The 20703-nt window shown below is 60.0% G+C and carries 19 protein-coding genes; 11 read left to right on the forward strand and 8 right to left on the reverse strand.

What is annotated here, in order from left to right; translation table 11 throughout:
• The first annotated feature begins 3 nt into the window (after positions 1–3).
• From pstA to CAF79_RS04110, 5 genes are all read left to right on the forward strand, one after another.
• Positions 4–1674 (forward strand): phosphate ABC transporter permease PstA, encoded by a 1671-nt coding sequence (pstA, locus tag CAF79_RS04090; RefSeq protein WP_085696755.1) that lies wholly within the window; start codon positions 4–6, stop codon positions 1672–1674.
• Positions 1675–1817: 143 nt separating this feature from the next.
• The gene (gene pstB / locus CAF79_RS04095; RefSeq protein ID WP_085696757.1) at positions 1818–2651 is read left to right on the forward strand and encodes a phosphate ABC transporter ATP-binding protein PstB; all 834 of its coding nucleotides are present in this window, start codon (positions 1818–1820) and stop codon (positions 2649–2651) included.
• Positions 2652–2716: 65 nt separating this feature from the next.
• Positions 2717–3478, forward strand: a complete 762-nt coding sequence (gene phoU / locus CAF79_RS04100) for a phosphate signaling complex protein PhoU (RefSeq protein WP_085696759.1) — start codon at positions 2717–2719, stop codon at positions 3476–3478.
• A 189-nt stretch (positions 3479–3667) separates the two neighbouring features.
• Positions 3668–4621, forward strand: a complete 954-nt coding sequence (locus CAF79_RS04105; protein ID WP_085696761.1) for a response regulator — start codon at positions 3668–3670, stop codon at positions 4619–4621.
• A gap of 184 nt (positions 4622–4805) precedes the next feature.
• On the forward strand, positions 4806–5702 hold the full coding sequence (locus tag CAF79_RS04110) for a M23 family metallopeptidase (RefSeq protein ID WP_085696763.1): 897 nt from the start codon (positions 4806–4808) through the stop codon (positions 5700–5702).
• Positions 5703–5708: 6 nt separating this feature from the next.
• On the opposite strand, the gene CAF79_RS04115 is transcribed toward CAF79_RS04110, so the two are convergent.
• The 3 genes from CAF79_RS04115 to phoB all read right to left on the reverse strand — a co-directional run bounded on the left by CAF79_RS04115 (position 5709) and on the right by phoB (position 9211).
• Complete coding sequence (locus CAF79_RS04115) at positions 5709–7049, reverse strand: hemolysin family protein (protein WP_085696765.1); 1341 nt, start codon at positions 7047–7049, stop codon at positions 5709–5711.
• A gap of 111 nt (positions 7050–7160) precedes the next feature.
• Positions 7161–8447 (reverse strand): phosphate regulon sensor histidine kinase PhoR, encoded by a 1287-nt coding sequence (gene phoR / locus CAF79_RS04120; RefSeq protein ID WP_234206561.1) that lies wholly within the window; start codon positions 8445–8447, stop codon positions 7161–7163.
• Positions 8448–8521: 74 nt separating this feature from the next.
• On the reverse strand, positions 8522–9211 hold the full coding sequence (gene phoB, locus CAF79_RS04125; protein WP_003229608.1) for a phosphate regulon transcriptional regulator PhoB: 690 nt from the start codon (positions 9209–9211) through the stop codon (positions 8522–8524).
• Positions 9212–9362: 151 nt separating this feature from the next.
• On the opposite strand from phoB, the gene CAF79_RS04130 reads away from it, so the two are divergent.
• A complete protein-coding gene (locus CAF79_RS04130; RefSeq protein WP_085696769.1) occupies positions 9363–9746 on the forward strand; it encodes a hypothetical protein in 384 nt (127 codons plus the stop codon).
• A 47-nt stretch (positions 9747–9793) separates the two neighbouring features.
• Here CAF79_RS04130 and ubiA read toward each other — a convergent pair whose 3' ends face one another.
• Complete coding sequence (gene ubiA / locus CAF79_RS04135) at positions 9794–10684, reverse strand: 4-hydroxybenzoate octaprenyltransferase (RefSeq protein ID WP_085696771.1); 891 nt, start codon at positions 10682–10684, stop codon at positions 9794–9796.
• The gene (locus CAF79_RS04140) at positions 10684–11235 is read right to left on the reverse strand and encodes a chorismate lyase (protein ID WP_085696773.1); all 552 of its coding nucleotides are present in this window, start codon (positions 11233–11235) and stop codon (positions 10684–10686) included. Before CAF79_RS04140 ends, ubiA begins: the two co-directional genes overlap by 1 nt.
• Before the next feature lie 199 nt (positions 11236–11434).
• Here CAF79_RS04140 and CAF79_RS04145 point away from each other — a divergent pair, with 199 nt between their 5' ends.
• The 3 genes from CAF79_RS04145 (at position 11435) to CAF79_RS04155 (ending at position 13238) form a co-directional block, all read left to right on the forward strand.
• Complete coding sequence (locus CAF79_RS04145; protein ID WP_085696775.1) at positions 11435–11602, forward strand: rubredoxin; 168 nt, start codon at positions 11435–11437, stop codon at positions 11600–11602.
• A gap of 21 nt (positions 11603–11623) precedes the next feature.
• A complete protein-coding gene (locus tag CAF79_RS04150; protein ID WP_085696777.1) occupies positions 11624–12772 on the forward strand; it encodes an NAD(P)/FAD-dependent oxidoreductase in 1149 nt (382 codons plus the stop codon).
• A gap of 190 nt (positions 12773–12962) precedes the next feature.
• Positions 12963–13238 (forward strand): HU family DNA-binding protein, encoded by a 276-nt coding sequence (locus CAF79_RS04155; RefSeq protein WP_003213368.1) that lies wholly within the window; start codon positions 12963–12965, stop codon positions 13236–13238.
• 130 nt (positions 13239–13368) lie between these two features.
• Here CAF79_RS04155 and CAF79_RS29405 read toward each other — a convergent pair whose 3' ends face one another.
• The 3 genes from CAF79_RS29405 to tssI all read right to left on the reverse strand — a co-directional run bounded on the left by CAF79_RS29405 (position 13369) and on the right by tssI (position 17872).
• Positions 13369–13617 carry a hypothetical protein gene (locus CAF79_RS29405; protein WP_227233940.1) on the reverse strand — a complete coding sequence of 83 codons (249 nt, stop codon included), beginning with the start codon at positions 13615–13617 and terminating at the stop codon, positions 13369–13371.
• A 234-nt stretch (positions 13618–13851) separates the two neighbouring features.
• The gene (locus CAF79_RS04165) at positions 13852–14523 is read right to left on the reverse strand and encodes a DUF2931 family protein (protein WP_011336603.1); all 672 of its coding nucleotides are present in this window, start codon (positions 14521–14523) and stop codon (positions 13852–13854) included.
• Entirely contained in the window at positions 14516–17872 is a 3357-nt protein-coding gene (tssI, locus tag CAF79_RS04170; RefSeq protein WP_085696780.1) for a type VI secretion system tip protein TssI/VgrG, read from the reverse strand. Before tssI ends, CAF79_RS04165 begins: the two co-directional genes overlap by 8 nt.
• Before the next feature lie 715 nt (positions 17873–18587).
• On the opposite strand from tssI, the gene tssA reads away from it, so the two are divergent.
• Together tssA and tssB are read left to right on the forward strand one after the other, a co-directional pair.
• Positions 18588–20150, forward strand: a complete 1563-nt coding sequence (tssA, locus tag CAF79_RS04175; protein WP_085696782.1) for a type VI secretion system protein TssA — start codon at positions 18588–18590, stop codon at positions 20148–20150.
• 32 nt (positions 20151–20182) lie between these two features.
• On the forward strand, positions 20183–20686 hold the full coding sequence (tssB, locus tag CAF79_RS04180) for a type VI secretion system contractile sheath small subunit (RefSeq protein ID WP_003229587.1): 504 nt from the start codon (positions 20183–20185) through the stop codon (positions 20684–20686).
• Positions 20687–20703 lie beyond the last annotated feature (17 nt).

The raw sequence follows: 20703 nt of genomic DNA on the forward strand, positions 1-20703 counted from the left end.
TCTGTGAAACAGAACTCCCTGAAAGGATGGTTCAAGAGCGGCGCCCCCGGCGTCTGGATCAGCGGTGGCGCGGTGTCCATCGCGGTCATCATGACCATTGGCCTGCTGGCGGTGATCGCCGTGCGCGGTCTGGGTCACTTCTGGCCGGCGGATCTGATCCACGCCAGCTATGACGTACCCGGCCAGGGCCAGCATCTGGTCGTGGGCGAAGTGGTGCAGAAAGAAGAAGTGCCGCGCGCCCGTCTGAAGAGCGCCGGCCTGCCGGTGCCTGACGAAGGTCCGGAATTCATGACCCGCGAGCTGATCAAGGTCGGCAACCGTGATCTGAACGGCAACGACTTCACCTGGATCGTCGGCGAGTGGCTGACCAACCAGACGAACCCGCCGGAGCTGATGGCGCTGGAGCGCCGTGAGTGGGGCAACTTCTACGGCTACCTGGTCAACGTCAAGCAGGACGGCAAGGTGATCGCCGAAGGTGAAGCGGCCTGGCCTGAGCTGCAAGCGCGGATCAACCGCGTGAATGGCCTCGCCGCGCAGCTCAAGTCGCTGGAAAAAACCGACATCGGCGCGATCAACGCCGGCCTCGAGCGCATCCGTCTGCACGGTCGCAAACTGGAACTGGAAGGCAAACTCGACGCCACCGCGCAAGCGGACATGGACGCCGAACGTGCCGAGCTGAACGCCCGCTATCAGGACGTCGAAGCCCGTCTGACCGATCTGCACGCACAGTTCAACCGCGACGCTTTGACCGCTCGCGATGCCAACGGCAAGGAAGTCGAAATCGGCCTGGGCAAAGTGGTTCACGCCTACCAGCCGAACGCCATGGGCACGATGACCAAGATCGGTTTCTACTTCAACAAGGTCTGGGAATTCCTCTCCGACGACCCCCGTGAAGCGAATACCGAAGGCGGGATTTTCCCGGCGATCTTCGGCACCGTGATGATGACTTTGATCATGGCGATGATCGTGACCCCGTTCGGCGTGCTGGCGGCGGTTTACCTGCGTGAATACGCCAAGCAGAACACCCTGACCCGGGTTATCCGGATTGCGGTGAACAACCTGGCGGGCGTTCCGGCGATTGTTTACGGCGTGTTCGGTCTGGGCTTCTTCGTCTACGTGCTGGGCGGTTCGCTCGACCGTCTGTTCTTCCCGGAAGCGCTGCCGGCACCGACCTTCGGTACGCCGGGCCTGCTCTGGGCGTCGCTGACCCTGGCACTGCTGGCGGTGCCGGTGGTGATCGTGGCCACTGAAGAAGGTCTGGCGCGGATCCCGCGGACCGTGCGCGAGGGCTCGCTGGCTCTCGGCGCGACCAAGGCTGAAACCCTGTGGAAGATCGTTCTGCCAATGGCCAGCCCGGCCATGATGACCGGCATGATCCTCGCCGTGGCCCGTGCCGCGGGTGAAGTGGCGCCGCTGATGCTGGTGGGTGTGGTGAAACTGGCGCCGTCGCTGCCGGTGGACGGCAACTACCCGTACCTGCACCTGGACCAGAAGATCATGCACCTGGGCTTCCACATCTACGACGTCGGCTTCCAGAGCCCGAACGTCGAAGCCGCACGACCGCTGGTGTACGCCACCGCGTTGCTGCTGGTGCTGGTGATTGCCGTGCTCAACCTGTCGGCAGTGTGGATTCGTAACCACCTGCGCGAGAAGTACAAGGCGCTGGACAGCTGATTTGCAGCACTGATTTCTATGTGGGAGCGAGCTTGCTCGCGAAGGCATCACCGCGGATTCACAGAGACACCGCGTTGCCTGAATCGCCAGCAGGCTGGCTCCCACAAAAAACGAACCGAATTTGTTAGCACAGGGGATCTCCCATGCAGCACGAAACACATACCCACGGCATCAACATGTCTGCCCTGGGCCGCGACAAGCAGAGCCTGAACCTCGAGCAGGAAACCGTGGCCATCGAAGTGCCGGGCCTGAGCCTGTTCTACGGCGATAAACAAGCGCTGTACGACGTCAGCATGAACATTCCGAAACAGCGCGTGACCGCCTTCATCGGCCCGTCCGGCTGCGGCAAGTCCACGCTGCTGCGTACCTTCAACCGCATGAACGACCTGGTGGACGGCTGCCGCGTCGAAGGCGCGATCAACCTGTACGGCAACAACATTTACCGCAAGGGCGAAGACGTGGCCGAGTTGCGTCGCCGGGTCGGCATGGTGTTCCAGAAGCCGAACCCGTTCCCCAAGACCATCTACGAAAACGTGGTCTACGGCCTGCGCATCCAGGGCATCAACAAGAAGCGCATCCTCGATGAAGCCGTCGAGTGGGCACTCAAGGGCGCGGCCCTGTGGGACGAAGTGAAAGACCGTCTGCATGACTCGGCCCTCGGCCTGTCCGGTGGTCAGCAACAGCGTCTGGTGATCGCCCGTACCATCGCGGTGGAACCGGAAGTGCTGCTGCTCGACGAACCGTGCTCGGCACTCGACCCGATCTCGACCCTGAAAGTCGAAGAGCTGATCTACGAGCTCAAATCCAAGTTCACCATCGTCATCGTGACCCACAACATGCAACAGGCAGCGCGGGTGTCCGACTACACGGCGTTCATGTACATGGGCAAACTGGTGGAATTCGGCGACACCGATACCCTGTTCACCAATCCGGCCAAGAAGCAGACCGAAGACTACATCACCGGTCGTTACGGCTAGCAGACACTGGTTGTCGCTCACTGAATTGACGCTCGCACCTTACCGGACGCTCCAAGGACGCCAACATGATTAGTAAAGAAGGCCTTACCCATCACATTTCCGCGCAGTTCAACGCCGAACTGGAAGAAGTGCGCAGCCACCTGCTGGCCATGGGCGGGCTGGTCGAGAAGCAGGTCAACGACGCGGTCACCGCGCTGATCGAGGCCGACTCGGGCCTGGCCCAGCAAGTGCGCGAGATCGACGACCAGATCAACCAGATGGAACGCAACATCGACGAAGAATGCCTGCGCATCCTGGCCCGTCGTCAGCCGGCGGCGTCCGACCTGCGTCTGATCATCAGCATCTCCAAGTCGGTGATCGACCTGGAGCGCATCGGCGACGAAGCGACCAAGATCGCCCGCCGCGCGATTCAGCTGTGCGAAGAGGGTGAAGCGCCACGCGGTTACGTCGAAGTGCGCCACATCGGCGACCAGGTGCGCAACATGGTGCGTGATGCGCTGGACGCCTTTGCCCGTTTCGACGCCGACTTGGCGTTGTCGGTGGCGCAGTACGACAAGATCATCGACCGCGAATACAAGACCGCCCTGCGCGAACTGGCGACCTACATGATGGAAGACCCGCGCTCTATCTCGCGGGTCTTGAGCATTATCTGGGTACTGCGTTCGCTGGAGCGGATCGGCGACCATGCGCGCAACATCTCGGAGCTGGTGATTTACCTGGTGCGCGGCACCGACGTGCGCCACATGGGCCTCAAGCGCATGAAGGAAGAAGTTGAAGGGACAAGTGGCGAAACCGCTAATGTTCCGGACGATGCTGACGATAAGTAAGATTGCCTGAGAAAAGCGCCCGGCCCTTTGGCCGGGCGTTTTTGTTTCTGCTTTCAGAAAGCGGATCCGAGTTGAAGAGCGAATTAAAAAGCAGCACCCGCGAACGAAAAGTCCCGGCGTGACTGAAGAGTTTTGGCAATGTGCCATCAGCCAGCGTTATGCTTGCCGGGATTTTAATAGGGGTGTTGGATGAGCAAGATCAGTGTGTTGGTCGTGGACGATGCATCGTTCATTCGTGACCTGGTGAAAAAGTGCCTGCGTAATTACTTCCCGGGGATCCGCGCCGAGGATGCCATCAACGGCAAGAAGGCTCAGGCCATGCTGGCCAAGGAAGCCTTCGACCTGGTGCTGTGCGACTGGGAAATGCCGGAAATGTCCGGCCTCGAACTGCTGACCTGGTGCCGTGAGCAGGACAACCTCAAGACCATGCCATTCATCATGGTCACCAGCCGGGGCGACAAGGAAAACGTCGTGCAGGCGATCCAGGCCGGCGTCACCGGATACGTCAGCAAGCCGTTCACCAACGAGCAACTGCTGACCAAGGTCAAGCAGGCCCTGAACAAGGTCGGCAAGCTCGACACCCTGATGAACAGCGCTCCGACCAAGATGAACTCGGCATTCGGCAACGACTCCCTGAGCGCGTTGACCGGCGGCAAGGCTGCCGTAGCCGGTTCCGCACCGACTGCTGCGGCCAACCCGTTTGCCAAGCCTGCCGCTGCGGCCCCGGCCCCTGCCGCTACGCCACAGCGCGGCCTGCTCAACAGCCCGCCCGTGAAAGCCCCGGCAGCCTCCAGCGCTCCGTCCGGCGGTCGCGGTCAGGGCCAACTGCGCCTGCCGAGCGGCACCCAGCAATGCGTGATCAAGGCCCTGAGCATCAAGGAAGCGCTGCTGGTGGTGAAACGCACCGACACCCTGCCACAGGTCCTCGACAGCGCCGTGCTGGACCTGGAGCAGGGCGACAACGCCGAAATCGCCCGCCTCAACGGCTACCTGCACGCCGTCGTCGCCCACGAGCCGAAACCCGACAGCGACTGGCTGCAACTGACCTTCCGCTTCGTCGACCAGGACGCGCAGAAGCTCGACTACATCTCCCGCCTGATCGCCCGCGGCACGGCGCAGAAGCACTTCGTTCCGGGCGCGTAATCTTCTTCCATGATCGTTGATCGTTCCCACGCTCCGCGTGGGAATGCCTCAAGGGACGCTCCGCGTCCCCCCACGCAAAGCGTGGGGACGATCATTCACGCCAATTTGAAACATCTGTCGACTAGCCTGGTCTGCTTCAGCTGCTAGGCTCATTCCCAGGCCTTTATCGACAGAACTTTTGCCCATGCCCCTGCGCCTGCTGTTTTTCTGTGGTCTGTTCATGGCCTCCACCTCGACTGTGGCCATGACGATCTACAAGTCCACCGATGCCAACGGAGTGGTTTCGTACAGCGACCGTCCGAGCAAAGGCTCCCAGGTGTTCGTGTTTCAGGACCGGATGGTCGAGCGTCTTGAGCGCCAGGTCTATCTCGACATCAAGAAGCAGAAGGGCGCGGACGTGGTGTTCGTGCGCAACGACCTGTATGCGCCGGTCGAGGTTGCGCTGGCGTTTACCGGGTTGAGCAACGTGCGTGGCGCGCCGGCGCAAACGATCCGCCGGGTGTTGCCGGCGCGCAGCAATACGCGGCTGGCGCTGCTGACGGCGGTGTCCGGCGGCAAGCCGCTGGTGTACACGCCGATGTTCCAGTATTCCCTCGGTGACCCGGCTGGCGCGGCTCAGGGCTATCGCTATCCGTTTCCGTGGCGGGGCGGGCCGTTCCGTCTGAGTCAGGGCGCCAATGGCGACTACAGCCATTTCGGGCCGAAGAACAAATACGCGATGGACATCGCCATGCCGGTCGGCACGCCGATCATCGCCGCGCGAGCCGGGGTGGTGGTGAAGACCGAGAATTCCCAGAACGGGCGCGGCACCGATCCGTCCGGCAACTTCGTGCGGATATTGCACGACGACGGCACGATGGGCGTGTACCTGCATCTCAAGCAAGGATCGGTGAGTGTGCGGGAAGGTCAGCGGGTGACGGTGGGCAGTCCGCTGGCGCTGTCCGGCAACACCGGCAACAGCAGCGGTCCGCACCTGCACTTTGTGGTGCAGCGCAATACCGGGATGGGGCTGGTGTCGATTCCGTATCAGTTCAACCAGCCGCTGGGGGCGTTGCCCAACTTTGCGTTGGGCAAGCAGTAAACCCCGTCAGTCGAGCATCAGTACCTTGGCCAGAATGATCTTCGGACCTTTCATCTTCTTGATGATGATCCGCAGGCCTTCGACTTCCAGCACTTCTTCCTCTTCCGGCACCCGTTTCAGGGTTTCGTAGATCAGCCCGGCGAGGGTTTCGGCTTCGATGTGGTCCAGGTCGATCCCCAGCAGGCGCTCGACCTTGAACAACGGCGTATCGCCTCGTACCAGCAACTTGCCCGGCTGGTAGGCGAGGATGCCGCGCTCGGCCTTGCGGTGTTCGTCCTGAATGTCGCCGACCAGCACTTCCAGCACGTCTTCCATGGTCAGGTAGCCGATGATGTTGCCGTCGGCTTCTTCCACCACGGCGAAGTGCGAGCCGCCCTTGCGGAACTGCTCCAGCAGCTGCGACAGCGGCATGTGCCGCGACACGCGCTCCAGCGGGCGGGTCAGCTCGGCGAGGTTGAACGACTCGGGAATGTGATCCAGCGCCGCCAGTTCCAGCAGCAGGTCCTTGATGTGCAGCAGGCCGACGAATTCCTTGCGCTCGCTGTCGTACACCGGGTAACGACTGAACTTATGGCGACGGAACATCGCCAGGATTTCTTTCAGCGGCGCGTTGAATTCGAGCGTAATCAGGTCTTCCCGGGAGTTGGCCCAGTCGACCACTTCCAGTTCGCCCATTTCCACCGCCGAGGCCAGTACGCGCATGCCCTGGTCGCTCGGGTCCTGGCCACGGCTGGAGTGCAGGATCAGTTTCAGTTCTTCACGGCTGTAATGGTGCTCGTGGTGCGGGCCGGGCTCACCTTGCCCCGCGATGCGCAGGATGGTGTTGGCGCTGGCGTTGAGCAGGTAGATCGCCGGGTACATGGCCCAGTAGAACAGGTACAGCGGCACCGCAGTCCACAGCGACAGCAGCTCGGGTTTGCGGATCGCCCAGGATTTGGGTGCGAGCTCGCCGACCACGATGTGCAGGTAGGAAATGATGAAGAACGCGGTGAAGAACGAGATGCCTTTGACGACTTCGGCCGACTGCACGCCGATTGCGCTCAGCAGCGGTTCGAGGATGTGCGCGAATGCCGGCTCGCCGACCCAGCCAAGGCCGAGGGAGGCGAGGGTGATACCGAGCTGGCACGCCGAGAGGTAAGCATCGAGCTGACTGTGCACCGTGCGCAGGATGTGCCCGCGCCAGCCGTGCTGCTCAGCGATCGCTTCGACCCGGGTCGAGCGCAGTTTGACCATGGCGAATTCCGCCGCAACGAAGAAGCCGTTGAGCAGAACCAGGATCAGAGCGAAAAGAATCATGCCGAAATCGGCGAATATTGTTGCGAGGGACAAGCCAGGGGAAGGGTCCATGATGGAGTTTTGCGGGTTCCGTGTGATTCGAAGAAAGAAAAATCCGCACCTGAAAAGGCAGGCGCAAGTCAGCCAATGTAGCGGCTGACCTGGCGATTGCCTAGTCCGGCATTACTCAGCGGCGCTGATGACCCGTGCCTGAGCGATCTGGGCCGGAGCGAAATGGCAGGTAAACGTGCTCCCGTGACCGGGCACACTGCTGATCTCCATCCGTGCGCGATGGCGCAGCAGTACGTGTTTGACGATGGCCAGACCCAGGCCCGTGCCGCCGGTGTTGGAGTTGCGGCTGGAGTCGACGCGGTAAAAGCGTTCGGTCAGGCGCGGCAGGTGTTTGCTGTCGATGCCGATCCCGGAATCCTGCACGCTGAGGTGTGCGCCTTGATCGTCGCCCCACCAGCGAATGCGGATATTGCCTTCGGCCGGCGTGTATTTGACGGCGTTGAACACCAGGTTGGAGAACGCACTGCGCAGTTCCGCCTCGCTGCCCTTGAGCAGAATGCGGGTGTCGGCTTCCAGGGTGATGTGCTGATTCTTTGAGCCGGACAACTGCTGCGCGTCGCTCTTGATCGACTGCAGCAAAGTGTCGATGTGCACCGGCTGATTGTCCGACGGGTAATCGGTGGCTTCCAGCTTGGCCAGCAGCAGCAGGTCGTTGAGCAGGGTTTGCATGCGGCCGCCCTGTTGTTGCATCTGCTGCAGCGCGCGGCTCCAGCGCGGATTCACTTCCTCGACGTTGTCGAGCAGGGTTTCCAGGTAGCCGCAGATCACCGTCAGCGGCGTGCGCAGCTCATGGGAGACGTTGGCGATGAAGTCCTTGCGCATCTGTTCCAGCTGATGGATGCGTGTGACGTCGCGCACCAGCATCAGGTGTTCGTTGTTGCCGTAGCGCGTGAGGTACATCTGAATGCGCACGCGATCATTGGTCGGCGAGGGGATTTCCAGCGGCTCGGCGTAGCTTTCCTGCTCGAAGTATTCCTTGAAGCGCGGATGACGAACCAGGTTGGTCACGGGTTGACCGCTGTCTTGTGGGGTCTTGAGGCCAAGCAAGGTCTCGGCGGCGCGGTTCCACCATTCCAGATTGCCGTCGCTGTCGAGCATGATCACCGCGTCTTTCAGCGCGGCGGTGGACTCCTGAACGCGGTCGATCACCGCTTGCAGGCGTCCGCGTACCCGTTGGTCGCGGCGTTGCAGATGGTAGATGCTGTCGAACACCTCGCCCCAGAGGCCGTAACCGTCGGGCGGTGCTTCATCGGGTTGGTGCAGGCGCAGCCATTCGTGCAGGCGCAGCAGTTGTTTGAGCGTCCAGGCCAGGTACAGGCCCAGGCCCGCTGCCAGACTCCAGCCGTAGTAGCCGGTGATCAGGCCGATTACCAGGCAGCCGGTGACCAGCAACAGCATGTGGCGAATCAGGGTGCCATGCCAGTTTTGGTTCACGGAAAATGCGGTCCTTGTCTGCGGGGCTGGCGCTCGGCTCAGGCTTTGGTGGAGAACCGGTAGCCGGTGCCGCGCACGGTTTGTACCAGGTTTTCGTAGGCGTCGCCGAGGGCCTTGCGCAGGCGCCGGATGTGCACGTCGACGGTGCGCTCTTCAACATAGACGTTGCCGCCCCAGACCTGGTCCAGCAACTGGCCGCGGGTGTAGGCGCGTTCCTGGTGGGTCATGAAGAATTGCAGCAGACGGTATTCGGTCGGGCCCATCTCGGCCGGACGGCCGTCGATGGTCACGCGGTGGCTGATCGGATCGAGCAGCAGGCCGCCGACCTCGATTGGCGCTTCGCCATCGGTCGGGCCGGCGCGACGCAGCACGGCCTTCAGGCGCGCCACCAGTTCGCGTGGGGAAAAAGGTTTGGTGATGTAGTCGTCGGCGCCGACTTCCAGACCCTGGATCTTGTTGTCCTCTTCACCTTTGGCGGTGAGCATGATGATCGGAATGTCACCGGTCAGCTCGTCACGCTTGAGGCGGCGGGCCAGTTCGATGCCGGAGGTGCCCGGCAGCATCCAGTCGAGCAGAATCAGGTCCGGCTTGCGATCGACGATGATGGCGTGCGCCTGCTGCGAGTTCTCTGCCTCGAGGCAGTCATAGCCGGCCATTTCCAACGCAACGGCGATCATTTCGCGAATGGGCGCTTCGTCGTCGACGATCAGAATGCTCCTGCCAACCATGCCTTAATCCTCTTGTCATTTAACTGTCTTGCGCCGCATTAGATAACGGAATTATTGCAGTCGTGTGACAGTATTTTAGTCCGGCGGCGATTGTGCAAATCCTGAACTAAGCTCTAAGTCCGAATCCTGACAACCACAAAAGAAGGTTTCCATGACTCAATTGACTGCTTCCTTTAAGGCTTTGCTGATGGCTGCCGCCCTGACTCTGCCTGTACTGGCGATGGCGGCCGAGCCGGCCATGATGAAGGACGGAATGATGGTCGACCACAAGGGCATGACGCTTTACACGTTCGACAAGGACAGTGGCGGCAAGTCGATGTGTAACGGCGATTGCGCCAAGAACTGGCCACCGATGATGGCTCCCGCAGGCGTCAAGGCCGAAGGCAAATGGACGGTGATCAAGCGCGATGACGGCATGATGCAGTACGCCTACGACGGCAAGCCGCTGTATACGTTCGTGAAGGATGAGAAGCCTGGAGAAATGAAGGGCGATGGCATGAAGGACGTGTGGCACGTGGTGCACGAGCACAAATAAACGCAACTCCCCTGTGGGAGCGGGCTTGCTCCCACAGGTTCTGTGGATCAGCGCAACGCGTAATCCAGCACGATCCCGACGAAAATCGCCAGCCCGGCCCAGTGGTTGTGCAGGAACGCCTTGAAGCAACGCATCCGGTCCCGGTCGCGGGTGTACCAGAACTCCCAGGCGTAGCACCCGGCAGCCACCAGCAGGCCGAGGTGGAACCAGATCCCCAGCTCGAACTTCGACCCCGCCAGCAGCAGACAGCCCAGTGACAATGCCTGCAAGGTCAGGATGATCACCCGGTCGGCATCGCCGAACAGGATCGCCGTGGATTTCACGCCGATTTTCAGGTCATCGTCGCGGTCGGTCATCGCGTAATAAGTGTCATAGCCCACCGTCCACAGCAGGTTGGCAATCCATAGCAGCCAGGCTGTGGCCGGCAGCTCACCGGTCTCGGCGGTGAACGCCATCGGCATCCCCCAGGAGAACGCCGCGCCCAGCACCACCTGCGGGTAATAGGTGTAGCGCTTCATGAACGGATAAGTGAACGCCAACGCCAGACCACCCAGCGACAGCCAGATTGTCGCGGCGTTGGTGCACAGCACCAGCAGGAAACTCACGCCCATCAGCAGCGCGAAGAACACCAGCGCTTCTTTCGAGCTGATCTTGCCGGCAGCGATAGGTCGCTGCGCAGTGCGTTTGACGTGGCCGTCGACCTTGCGGTCGGCCCAGTCGTTGATCACGCAGCCACCGGCGCGGGTCAATACCACGCCGAGGGCGAAAATCACGATATTGGCCAGCGATGGCGAGCCTTTACCGGCAATCCACAGGGCCCAGAGCGTCGGCCACAGCAGCAGATAAATGCCGATCGGCTTGTCCATCCGGGTCAGCTGGATGAAGTCCCAGGCGCGCGGGTTCAAGCGATTCAGGGATTTGAGCAGGCTTTGGTACATCAGCAGTTCTCCGGACGGGCGCGGACGGCTTCCCACAGCGCAGGCAGGAAAATCTCCGCCACCAGTACGCTCAAGGCGCCACGGTCGAAGCGCGAACGGCGGCCCCACAGGCCGGCAGCCCGGGAACCTTCGGGCAGCCAGTGTTCCGGGTAATGGCAGACTTCGATGGCGCGGCGCTGGAAGGCGTGGTCGCAGAACAGCAGTTCGCCCAGTGAACGGCTGCCCAGTTCATCCATGTGCAAGCCGTCGCCCTGCAAGGCGCTGCGTGACGCCACGCTGCGGGCGAACACCCAGGCCTCGCCATGCCCGCGCAGATAAACCTCGCGCACCCAGCCTTCACTGCCTTCGGCCAGATCCAGCGCCGCGCATTCGTCGTCACGCAGGGTCTGCCAGCCCTCGAACAGCGGCGTTATGCTGAAGCCGTCATCGGACAGGCGCGTCAGCCGGCGGGTCAGGGAACCTTCGTCGAACAGCCAGTCGAGCGTGGATGTGTCGGGGAGGGGTGTCAGTTCGCTTTGCGGGCGCCACAGCGGGTCGTTTGTGTGTTGCACAATGAGTCATTATTGGCAGCAAATGAGGCGGCGAGCTTACCATGGCGAGCCGCGAGTTTGAGTGATCCGGGTCGCCGCTGCGCCGAACAGGCTTGCATCTGCCCGGCCCGATCAGTACAAAACGCCCTGAGCCGGACGGCAGCGCGGCACCATCGACCGTCCGCGCCGGCTAAAGCCTGAACCCTGAGGAAGTACCTGAATGAAAAAGTGGCAATGTGTGGTCTGCGGCCTGATCTATGACGAAGCCAAAGGCTGGCCGGATGACGGTATTGCGCCGGGCACCCTGTGGCAGGACGTGCCGGAAGACTGGCTGTGCCCGGACTGCGGCGTCGGCAAGATGGACTTCGAAATGATCGAAATCAACTGAGAAAACATTGAGGAGTAGGGCATGAGCGCACCTGTCGTAATCGTTGGCACCGGGCTTGCGGGTTACAACCTGGCCCGCGAGTTTCGCAAACTCGATGGCGAAACCCCGTTGCTGCTGATTACTGCCGATGACGGTCGTTCCTACTCCAAGCCAATGCTGTCCACCGGCTTTGGCAAGAACAAGGACGCCGATGGCCTGAGCATGGCCGAACCGGGCGCCATGGCCGAGCAACTGAAGGCCGAAATCCGCACCCACACCCGCATCAGCGGCATCGACCCTGGCCACAAGCGGCTGTGGATCGGCGAGGAAGCGGTGAGCTATCGCGACCTGATCCTCGCCTGGGGCGCCGAAACCGTGCGGGTGCCGATCGAAGGCGATGGCGGGGATCTGGTGTTCCCGATCAACGATCTCGAAGACTACGCACGTTTTCGCGAGGCGGCGGCAGGCAAGCGTCGGGTGTTGCTGCTCGGCGCCGGGCTGATCGGCTGCGAGTTCGCCAATGACCTGATTCTGGGCGGCTACGAGGTGCAACTGGTTGCACCGTGCGAACAGGTGATGCCGACCCTGCTGCACCCCACTGCGGCGGCTGCGGTGCAGGCCGGGCTGGAAAGTCTCGGTGCGCGTTTTCACCTCGGCCCGGTGTTGACCCGTCTGCAAAAAGTGGCTGATGGGCTGGAAGCGCACCTGTCCGACGGCCAGGTCATCCCTTGCGATGTGGTGGTCTCGGCCATCGGCCTGCGTCCACGGATCGATCTGGCGGCGGCTGCCGGTATCCAGACCAATCGCGGCGTGGTGGTCGACCGTCATTTGCAGACCTCTCACGCCAATATTTACGCCCTGGGCGACTGCGCCGAGGTCGACGGGCTGAATCTTCTGTACGTCATGCCCCTCATGAGTTGTGCGCGAGCGCTGGCACAGACTCTGGCCGGCAACCCGACCGTGGTGAACTACGGGCCGATGCCGATCACCGTGAAAACGCCGGTTTGCCCGCTGGTGGTTTCGCCGCCACCACGGGGCCGCGAGGGTGTCTGGACGGTCGAAGGGCAGGGCGCCGACATCAAGGTGCTGTGCCACGACGCCGAAGGGCAATTGCTCGGTTATGCCCTGACCGGTGCGGCAGTGATGGAAAAACTCGCGCTGAACAAACAGCTTCCGGCCTTGCTGGCGTAAATACCGGTCGTTCTGTCGGAATCACCCCGCTTTTGCCCCCACAAAGGTCGCGTGGAGACTGGCGCCGCCCTTAACCGCGTGCCATCCTCACTCCCGTCTGCCGCAGAGTAGAGCCTGCGGCGCCTTGGGCGCTGTTCCAACGAGAACAGCACGGACATAACAACAAAAAACCGTCAAAGGGGCTTCACTAATGCGTAAACCAGAACTCGCCGCTGCAATCGCTGAAAAAGCAGATCTGACCAAAGAGCAGGCCAACCGCGTTCTCAACGCCGTTCTCGAAGAAATCACCGGCGCCCTGCACCGCAAGGACAGCGTCACGCTGGTGGGCTTCGGCACCTTCCTGCAACGCCACCGCGGTGCCCGCACCGGCAAAAACCCGCAAACCGGTGAACCGGTAAAGATCAAGGCCAGCAACACCGTTGCGTTCAAGCCAGGCAAATCGTTGAAAGACAGCGTCAATCCGTAATCCACAGCCCGCGTAGCGGGGGAGCGGAATAAAAAATGGGCATCTCGATTGCGGTCGGATGCCCATTTTTGTTGGCTGTTGACCAGCCGAACCGGACTTGGCAGATCGTAATGGCATTTGTCTTGGCCGGTTACCCGTAGGTGGCCAGCACCATTCTGGCGAACTCGTTCTTGCTTGGCTGGTGTCCATAAGATTTCAGGTATTTACGCCACTCGGACTCGAGTATGGGGCTTTCGTATTCGCCCTCCGTCGCCAGATGTGTGGCTGCATCGTCTATCAGGGCCTGGGTGTAATGTTTCGAGGATTTGTTTGCACTGGCCTCCGAAGTTGAAATGAACGGTCCCGCCACTGTGAGAAGCAAGCCGATACCCGTCAGCATTGAGAACTCCAGGGGGCCACCGTTCACCAGGCATCCAATACCAACGCAGCCTTCCGCTCGAACAGAGGTGCTGGTTGTGAGCGTCAGCATGACAACCAGAGCGCATCCAATCCCCGATATTGATTGTTTATTGTGTCTACCGCTCATGATGCTTTTAACGCTCCCTTTATTGATTACGGAATCCTTCGTGCAGCGATTGCACATGACAAGTGACTGGAGGGTGTTTGTGATGCCTTACCAGCTCCCGAAGGGGATGCCGTATTTTTCGATGTAGGTTTTGGACTCCGGTGAAAGAGGTAGCGCGTAGCGCCCTCCATTTTTCCCTTGATACGGCCCCTGCTTGACGATGCTCCCTTCAACCCGAGCAATCTCGACAGGCTTGAGACAAGGCCCACGCTGCCACACCTTGGCAATGCCGCCGGGCGCCAAGCCAATAGTTACGCGATCGCGGTAATCCGTGATCCATTTGCCATCCAGTCTGCAGTACGCCTTTTCCGGTTTGTGCATGATTTCCCGCGCAGATTCGGGAATCACAATGTAGGCCTCATAGGTTTGAGGCTCAGCCAGTGATTGCCATCGCACATAGATCAAGCGGGGAAGATCGGCACCAGTGACGTCACGTCCGCCGCCACTACCGGGGCTGTCAGGCCAGCCTGCGGGCTTGCCCTTGTTGTCGGCGGGTGTGTTCACCGAGGCAATCCCGGCTCCGGCGCGTTTGAACACACGTTCACGGATATCCACCACGTCGGCCGTTTCAATCCAGACCTCCATGTAGGCGGGTGCTCCGAAGCCGAGATACCAGGGCCGTTTGGTGATCGGTTGTGCATGACTTTGAGTGCAAAGCACCAATAACAATCCGAAGACGAACCCCGTGTGTTTTTTGACGGGCCGAGTGAATTTATTCATGGGGGTGCACCACTCGTTGTTTGTTCTTTGTTGGGCGGTTGATAAAAACAACGCTCCAGTCGCTGTTGTTGAAATCTTTGGCTGCGTTCCAGTGCGCAGATAGGTGGATATAGCGACTGCGTAACAAAGCCCGCTCTTTGATAGTCAGTCCTTCAACAGATGACTCACCCAAGGCGTAAGCCTGAAGTTTTTTGTGGATGGGTACTAACTCTGCGGGCAAATTTAGCGCTGGCCTGTCGGAAATCAGCTTGAGCGGCACCCCGGCTCTTATCGCAAGCTCACGCATGATGCGTAAATACACCAACGACAACTCACCGTGTACCGGGCGCTCAATCATGGCCGCAGCATAAACCCGCTTCTGGGGATCCGGTGTGGATCGGCCCCTTTCCAATCGTTGAATTACAGGGGTTTCCCAGAGTGCAACCCGCAGTTGATTGCCTGGAGCGTCATCTTCGATGACGCCTTTCGTATACCAGGCAAACGCCTCCTTTTCGGCAGCGACATAGGCTGCGCTACGAGTCGCTTCGTGGCTTCGGCTGATGGTGCTGGTGACCGGGCTGCTCAACAGAAGCTTCTCCCTGGCTCTGGGCAGATAACCACCTCCCAGATCCGAATGGACGCCGGGCAAAACCAGATCAATCTCACCCAGGCTGTTAAGGGCAAAGTTCTCGCGATGTTCATCACGGGCCACCAGGTGCACCACTTTGCTGGCGCAACCATCCGGCAACTTTAAGTTCAGCCCCGGATTTCTGCTGTTTGCACCTGTGAAATCGAGCAACCATGGATTGGCGATTGCCGCGACGGTATCAAACAGACCAATGAAATTGATGCCGATACTGGATTGTGAATCCCAGTCAAAGCTACTGACTAAGAAAGGAGAGCCCGCTGGCAACGCCTTTGCGAGAATGCTGCGTTTGCCTTTGAGCACTTCGTTTGCGAAGTGCCGTGCAGCGGCGGCGCCGCGACTGAAACCGAAAATATCGAACTCGATTTTTTCTATTAGCGCGTTGGGGTTGCTATCAATCAGTGATCGAATTTGCTCCATGATTTTTTCAGGGCTCTGCTCCACACGAGCCAGGACACCCGTTTCGCCTCGTCCGGTTGCCTGGGCGTAAAGTGAATCGCCTCCATCAGCTGTCGTACCAATGCCTTCGATGTATACGCGCAAGGACGCCTGTTTCGTTTTCTCCGGCAATACCTCGAAGGCATGGTCTGTATACAGCTCATGCAAACGCACAATGTTGCTCACATCATTGCCATAACTGTTATCCGGCGAGTTGCCATTTCCGTCATAGCCATAAGTGGCGCAGTGCTTCTGAATCTCTTCGGCCGCCTCCGCCAGATTGGCATCGGGCGCATAGCAAGCCGCGACCGTTTCGCTGTTGGCCTTGTTGTTTCCCGTCCCATCGAAAAACACGCCAATCCTCAACGTAATCCCGGCAGGCGTTTCATCCTCCAGCTCGACCTCTTCTTCCTCCTCTTCGAGCTCACTTTCGTCTGGTGACGGTTGCGAGGTGTTCGCCTGTCTCGTTGCCGGATTGCCCGTGCCCTGCGATACAAAACGCTTGGCAGATTCATCCCTGGATACCTCGCCGCCCGTCACAATCTCGGTACTGCTGAAAATCCCGCCCTCGTCGATCACGATGTGATGACCGCCCGCTTTCAGCGTGATGCTGGCGCCCGCATCCAGCACCACATTGGCACCGGCCTTGATCTGCACGTGCTGTCCTGCCTCGACGGCAATGACCTTGCCGACAGATGTCTGGCTGCTGCCCTGGATGCTTTCTTGTCGATCGCGTCCGACCTCCAGTCGACTGTCATGGAGGATCTGCCGCTCCATGTCGCGCTGGGCGCGCAGGTAAACCAGTTCCTGGCCGGCACGGTCTTCTAGCGTCAGTTCGTTGTAGCCGCCGGTATCGGGTGAGCTGCGACTGCGCAGCACGGTGCGGGTCTTGTGCTCGGGCAATCTGTAAGGCGCGGGCGTGAGTTTGTTGATCACACAACCGGTAATCAGTGGCTGATCGGGGTCGCCCTCCAGAAAGGTCACCACGACTTCCATTCCGACACGGGGAAGGGTCATTGCGCCAAAACCGTTTCCGGCCCAGTTCGACGACACTCGTACCCAACAACTGCTGCGTTCGCAGTTCAGCTCGGCCCGGTCCCAGTGGAATTCGATCTTTACGCGACCGAACTCATCGCAGTAGATCTCTTCACCTTTTGGCCCGGTTACCCGAGCCGTCTGGCTCACCAACGGAGGACGGCGCGCAGAGAGAGGCGGGCGAAAAACCACTTCGGCAGGTATGGCGCGGAAGCTGTTGCGATACCCCTGGGTAAAACCGTCTGCAGTAGTGGTTTCGTTTGTGGCGTGTTCCTCCAGAACTTGAGGTTGTCGCCCGGTGTGCGTGACTTCGAGTAATTGCCACATCCCGTTGCATTGCTTGCGGGGATGTTCAGTCAATTCGAACAGGTGGCCACAGCGCAGGGTTGGCTGGTTGCTCTGACCCTCGGCCGTTTCATAATCGGAGCGATGGCGTTCCAGGGCCTGACGGGCAAGTTGTTTGCCGCGCTTTTCGTTCTCGATCGCCAGCGGGTAGCGATAGTCCTCAAGTTCGGGGGTGAAATCGGCGACAAAGCGGGTTTCAAGCAACAGGTGCGGGCGCTTCAGGTCGTAGTCCCGACGGGTGACGCGGCTGGTACGTGTTCGGGCGTGCCAGGAAAACCGGTGGACCATCGGGTGCTCCGCCACCATCGCGCTGTCGTGCCGGTAGGTTGTTGCGTGCAATGTCGGCAGGAACACCGTGTCATCGGTGAACACCAGCAAATGCCTCTCCACAGAATGCTGGTGATGCCATGTGATGCCGTCTTCGGCGCACAGGCGCTGGATGAACTCGAAATCGCTTTCACCGTACTGGCTGCAGTACGCGCGTGGTGGCAAGGTCTGGACATGGAACCTGAACGCATCGGCAAGGATGCCGTGACGTTTGAGCACTTGGGTGATGATTTGCGGGACAGTCTGGTTCTGGAAAATCTGTTGATCGTGACTGAACTGCAAATAGTGGAGGACTGGAACCAGCGTCAGGCCATAGTGCGACAGGCGCTTTCCAGACTCGCCTGCCTGTACATCCTCGATGCACCCGTTAATACCTTCGCCATCCAGTCCGAAGCGCAGGAACGCCGGCTGACCAAGCAAAGGTTCCATGTCGAAATCATGAACCTCGCAGACGAGTTCTACCTTGATGGCGTAAAGCGTGCTGACGGCCTCGGAACCCTCGAAAGCCAACACCTTGAAGTCGTTGCGAACGGTGGGAATCTGCAGCGTAAAGCGCGCAGAACTGACAGCTCCAGACATACGCTTGTCCTTAAGCAGAGAGGGAAATTTGGCGTGATGTCGAAACCCTCCCTGGTCAGCGCACGCGAACATTGCCCGGCACGCTAACAAGGCGTGAAACAAATTTATGTAAGAAGAGTCCCTGGTTTAAGTCGGAACATTCCGCGTTGTAAAACAGCGCCAGGGTTGTGGGAAATGCCTGTGGGAAAGTGATTCAAGGTGATAAGGAAACCCTGCGATAGTCCTGTCTGTGCAGGTATTCCAACAATATTCAACATATGAATTGCCATCAATTTGATGGCACTTTTATTGTTTGCTGCTGTCGCCAGTCATTTGTTAATAGATGAGCGTGTATTTTCGGAATCGTCCTACTTCAAATTTTTTCCGTTTTTGTCATGCTTTCATCCGTATTTATGGAACGGGCGTGCTACTACTGTTGCTGGCTTTCACTGGGCGCTCTAGATCAATGCTTACGGGGCAGCAGGTCGAAAATGTGAAATATAAACCGATATCAGGGAAACCCCTGCGACATATAGGGGATCTCCTACACACCCCAATGAACACTTCGTCTTGTTGTTTAATCAGATGCTTGCTAGTGGCCATCATAGTGATTACGATGCGCCCACTTGAAAGAGCACGTACTCAATTGGATGAGTCTTCCCTCTGCTCTTCGATACTGTCCCGCGCCGCTGCAATTCCAATAGGCGCACGACCGTAATCCAAATAAAGGCCATGGATGTCCTACTCAAGCAAACTTTCCGCCCATTACCTCGAACTCGCTAAAGTCTCTGTTTCCAAAGAGAATTTTGCGGGCGAAGACGTTCGTTTCTCGAGCGAGTTCGAGGCGCTGGAAAGCGAGCTGGCCAAAGCCTCGTCGATGCACGAAAGCGGACAGATCGACTGGCTGAAAATTCGCGAAAACAGCGAAAACCTCCTGCGTACCCAATCCAAGGATTTGCGTGTCGGCGCCTGGCTGACCTGGTCGCTGTACCAGCGTGAATCCTTCCCCGGTCTGCTGGCCGGCCTCGGAATGCTGCACCACTTGTCGGAAAACAACTGGGCCGAAGTTCACCCGCTCAAACCCCGCACCCGGGCCGCCGCCATTGGCTGGCTGGTGCCGCGTCTGGAGCAGGTGATCACCGAGAACATCGCGATCAAGGAACAGCTGCCGATGTTCCGGCAGTTATCCGAGCATCTGTCCGGTCTCGACGCCGCCTGCACTGAGCATCTGGGCGATGATGCGCCGCTGCTGCTGCCGCTTTCCCGCCGCCTGAAAACCATGATCCAGCGCGCCGCCGACAATCAGCCGGCTCCCGGCGTGGTGGGCGCGGCGGTGGCACAGGTCAAACAGGCCGCCAGCCAGTTGCTGGCGCCCGGCGCGCCGATCGACAACGAGAAAGAAGCCCACAAGGCCCTGCGAGCCCAGCAGGAAAGTGCCCGCCCGTTGTGCGCCTGGTGGCTCAAGCAGAAAGCCACCGACCTGCGCGCCCTGCGCCTCAACCGTACCTTGCTGTGGATGACGATCGACGCGGTGCCCGAGCGCAACGCCGAGCAGATCACCGTGCTGCGCGGGTTGCCGGTCGACAAGCTCAAGCAGTATCAGGACCGTTTCGACCAGGGCAAATACGCCGACCTGCTGGTGGAGCTGGAGGCGAGCCTGGCGAAGGCGCCGTTCTGGTTCGATGGCCAGCGAATGGTCTGGGAATGTCTCCAGAACCTCAACGCCGAGCTGGCCATGCGCGAAGTGGAAATCCACTTCGCGCTTTTGATTCAGCGCCTGCCCGGCATCATCGAGCTGCGTTTCCATGACGGCGCGCCGTTCGCCGATCCGTCCACCCGGGCGTGGATCGCCGGCAACGTCATGCCGCACCTGCAAAGCGCCAGCGCGCCGCGCAAGGTCGAGACCGAAAACGTCGAAACCCAGCCTGCCTGGGAAAAAGCGCTGGAAGAAGTCCAGCCGATCCTGCGCAAGGAAGGCCTCAAGCCAGCGGTGCAGATCCTCAAGCAGGGCCTGCAATCGGCGCACGGCGGCCGCGAACGCTTCTTCTGGCAGTTCGCTCTCGCGCGGCTGTGCTTCCTGGCCAAGAAATACGAACTCGCCAAGAACCAGCTCGAAACCCTCGATCAGACATTACAGGACTCAGGCCTGCACGCCTGGGAGCCCGATCTTGCATTGGAAGTGCTGCACCTGCTGCACAGTTGCTGCGAGTTGCTGCCGCAGAACCATGCCGTACGTGAACGCAAGGAAGAGATTTATCGCAGGCTGTGCCACCTCGATCTCGAAGTGGTACTCGAATAGGCCCCAGGGCCACAACCGCAAGGAGAAAAGCCATGGCCAAAGAAGGCTCGGTAGCCCCCAAGGAACGCATCAACGTCACCTTCAAACCCGCCACCGGCGGTGCTCAGGAAGAGATTGAACTGCCGCTGAAGCTGCTGGCAATCGGTGACTACACCCACCGCAAGGACGATCGCAAGATCGAGGATCGCAAGCCGATCAGCATCGACAAGATGACCTTCGACGAAGTGCTGGCCAAGCAAGAGCTGGGTCTGACGCTGAGCGTGCCGAACCGTCTGCAGGAAGATGGCGAGGCCGACGAGCTGGCTGTGCAACTGCGCGTCAACTCCATGAAGGACTTCAACCCGGCCAGCCTGGTCGAGCAAGTGCCTGAGCTGAAAAAACTGATGGAACTGCGTGACGCGCTGGTGGCCCTCAAAGGCCCGCTGGGTAACGCACCTGCGTTCCGTAAAGCCATCGAAGGCGTGCTCGCCGACGATGAATCCCGCGGTCGCGTACTCGGTGAGCTGGGCCTGAACGCCGCAGCCCCGGACGCTTGAGACTCCAGCAGCCAAGG

The organism is Pseudomonas sp. B26(2017) (assembly GCF_002113045.1).
In the GTDB taxonomy this organism is placed as follows: Bacteria; Pseudomonadota; Gammaproteobacteria; order Pseudomonadales; family Pseudomonadaceae; genus Aquipseudomonas.

Coding starts and splice junctions, on each gene's coding strand:
- pstB (WP_085696757.1), top strand. CDS start 1,818: ATGCAGCACGAAACACATACCCACGGCATCAACATGTCTGCCCTGGGC.
- phoU (WP_085696759.1), top strand. CDS start 2,717: ATGATTAGTAAAGAAGGCCTTACCCATCACATTTCCGCGCAGTTCAAC.
- CAF79_RS04105 (WP_085696761.1), top strand. CDS start 3,668: ATGAGCAAGATCAGTGTGTTGGTCGTGGACGATGCATCGTTCATTCGT.
- CAF79_RS04110 (WP_085696763.1), top strand. CDS start 4,806: ATGCCCCTGCGCCTGCTGTTTTTCTGTGGTCTGTTCATGGCCTCCACC.
- CAF79_RS04115 (WP_085696765.1), bottom strand. CDS start 7,049: ATGGACCCTTCCCCTGGCTTGTCCCTCGCAACAATATTCGCCGATTTC.
- phoR (WP_234206561.1), bottom strand. CDS start 8,447: ATGCTGTTGCTGGTCACCGGCTGCCTGGTAATCGGCCTGATCACCGGC.
- phoB (WP_003229608.1), bottom strand. CDS start 9,211: ATGGTTGGCAGGAGCATTCTGATCGTCGACGACGAAGCGCCCATTCGC.
- CAF79_RS04130 (WP_085696769.1), top strand. CDS start 9,363: ATGACTCAATTGACTGCTTCCTTTAAGGCTTTGCTGATGGCTGCCGCC.
- ubiA (WP_085696771.1), bottom strand. CDS start 10,684: ATGTACCAAAGCCTGCTCAAATCCCTGAATCGCTTGAACCCGCGCGCC.
- CAF79_RS04145 (WP_085696775.1), top strand. CDS start 11,435: ATGAAAAAGTGGCAATGTGTGGTCTGCGGCCTGATCTATGACGAAGCC.
- CAF79_RS04150 (WP_085696777.1), top strand. CDS start 11,624: ATGAGCGCACCTGTCGTAATCGTTGGCACCGGGCTTGCGGGTTACAAC.
- CAF79_RS04155 (WP_003213368.1), top strand. CDS start 12,963: ATGCGTAAACCAGAACTCGCCGCTGCAATCGCTGAAAAAGCAGATCTG.
- CAF79_RS29405 (WP_227233940.1), bottom strand. CDS start 13,617: ATGCTGACGGGTATCGGCTTGCTTCTCACAGTGGCGGGACCGTTCATT.
- CAF79_RS04165 (WP_011336603.1), bottom strand. CDS start 14,523: ATGAATAAATTCACTCGGCCCGTCAAAAAACACACGGGGTTCGTCTTC.
- tssI (WP_085696780.1), bottom strand. CDS start 17,872: ATGTCTGGAGCTGTCAGTTCTGCGCGCTTTACGCTGCAGATTCCCACC.
- tssA (WP_085696782.1), top strand. CDS start 18,588: ATGTCCTACTCAAGCAAACTTTCCGCCCATTACCTCGAACTCGCTAAA.
- tssB (WP_003229587.1), top strand. CDS start 20,183: ATGGCCAAAGAAGGCTCGGTAGCCCCCAAGGAACGCATCAACGTCACC.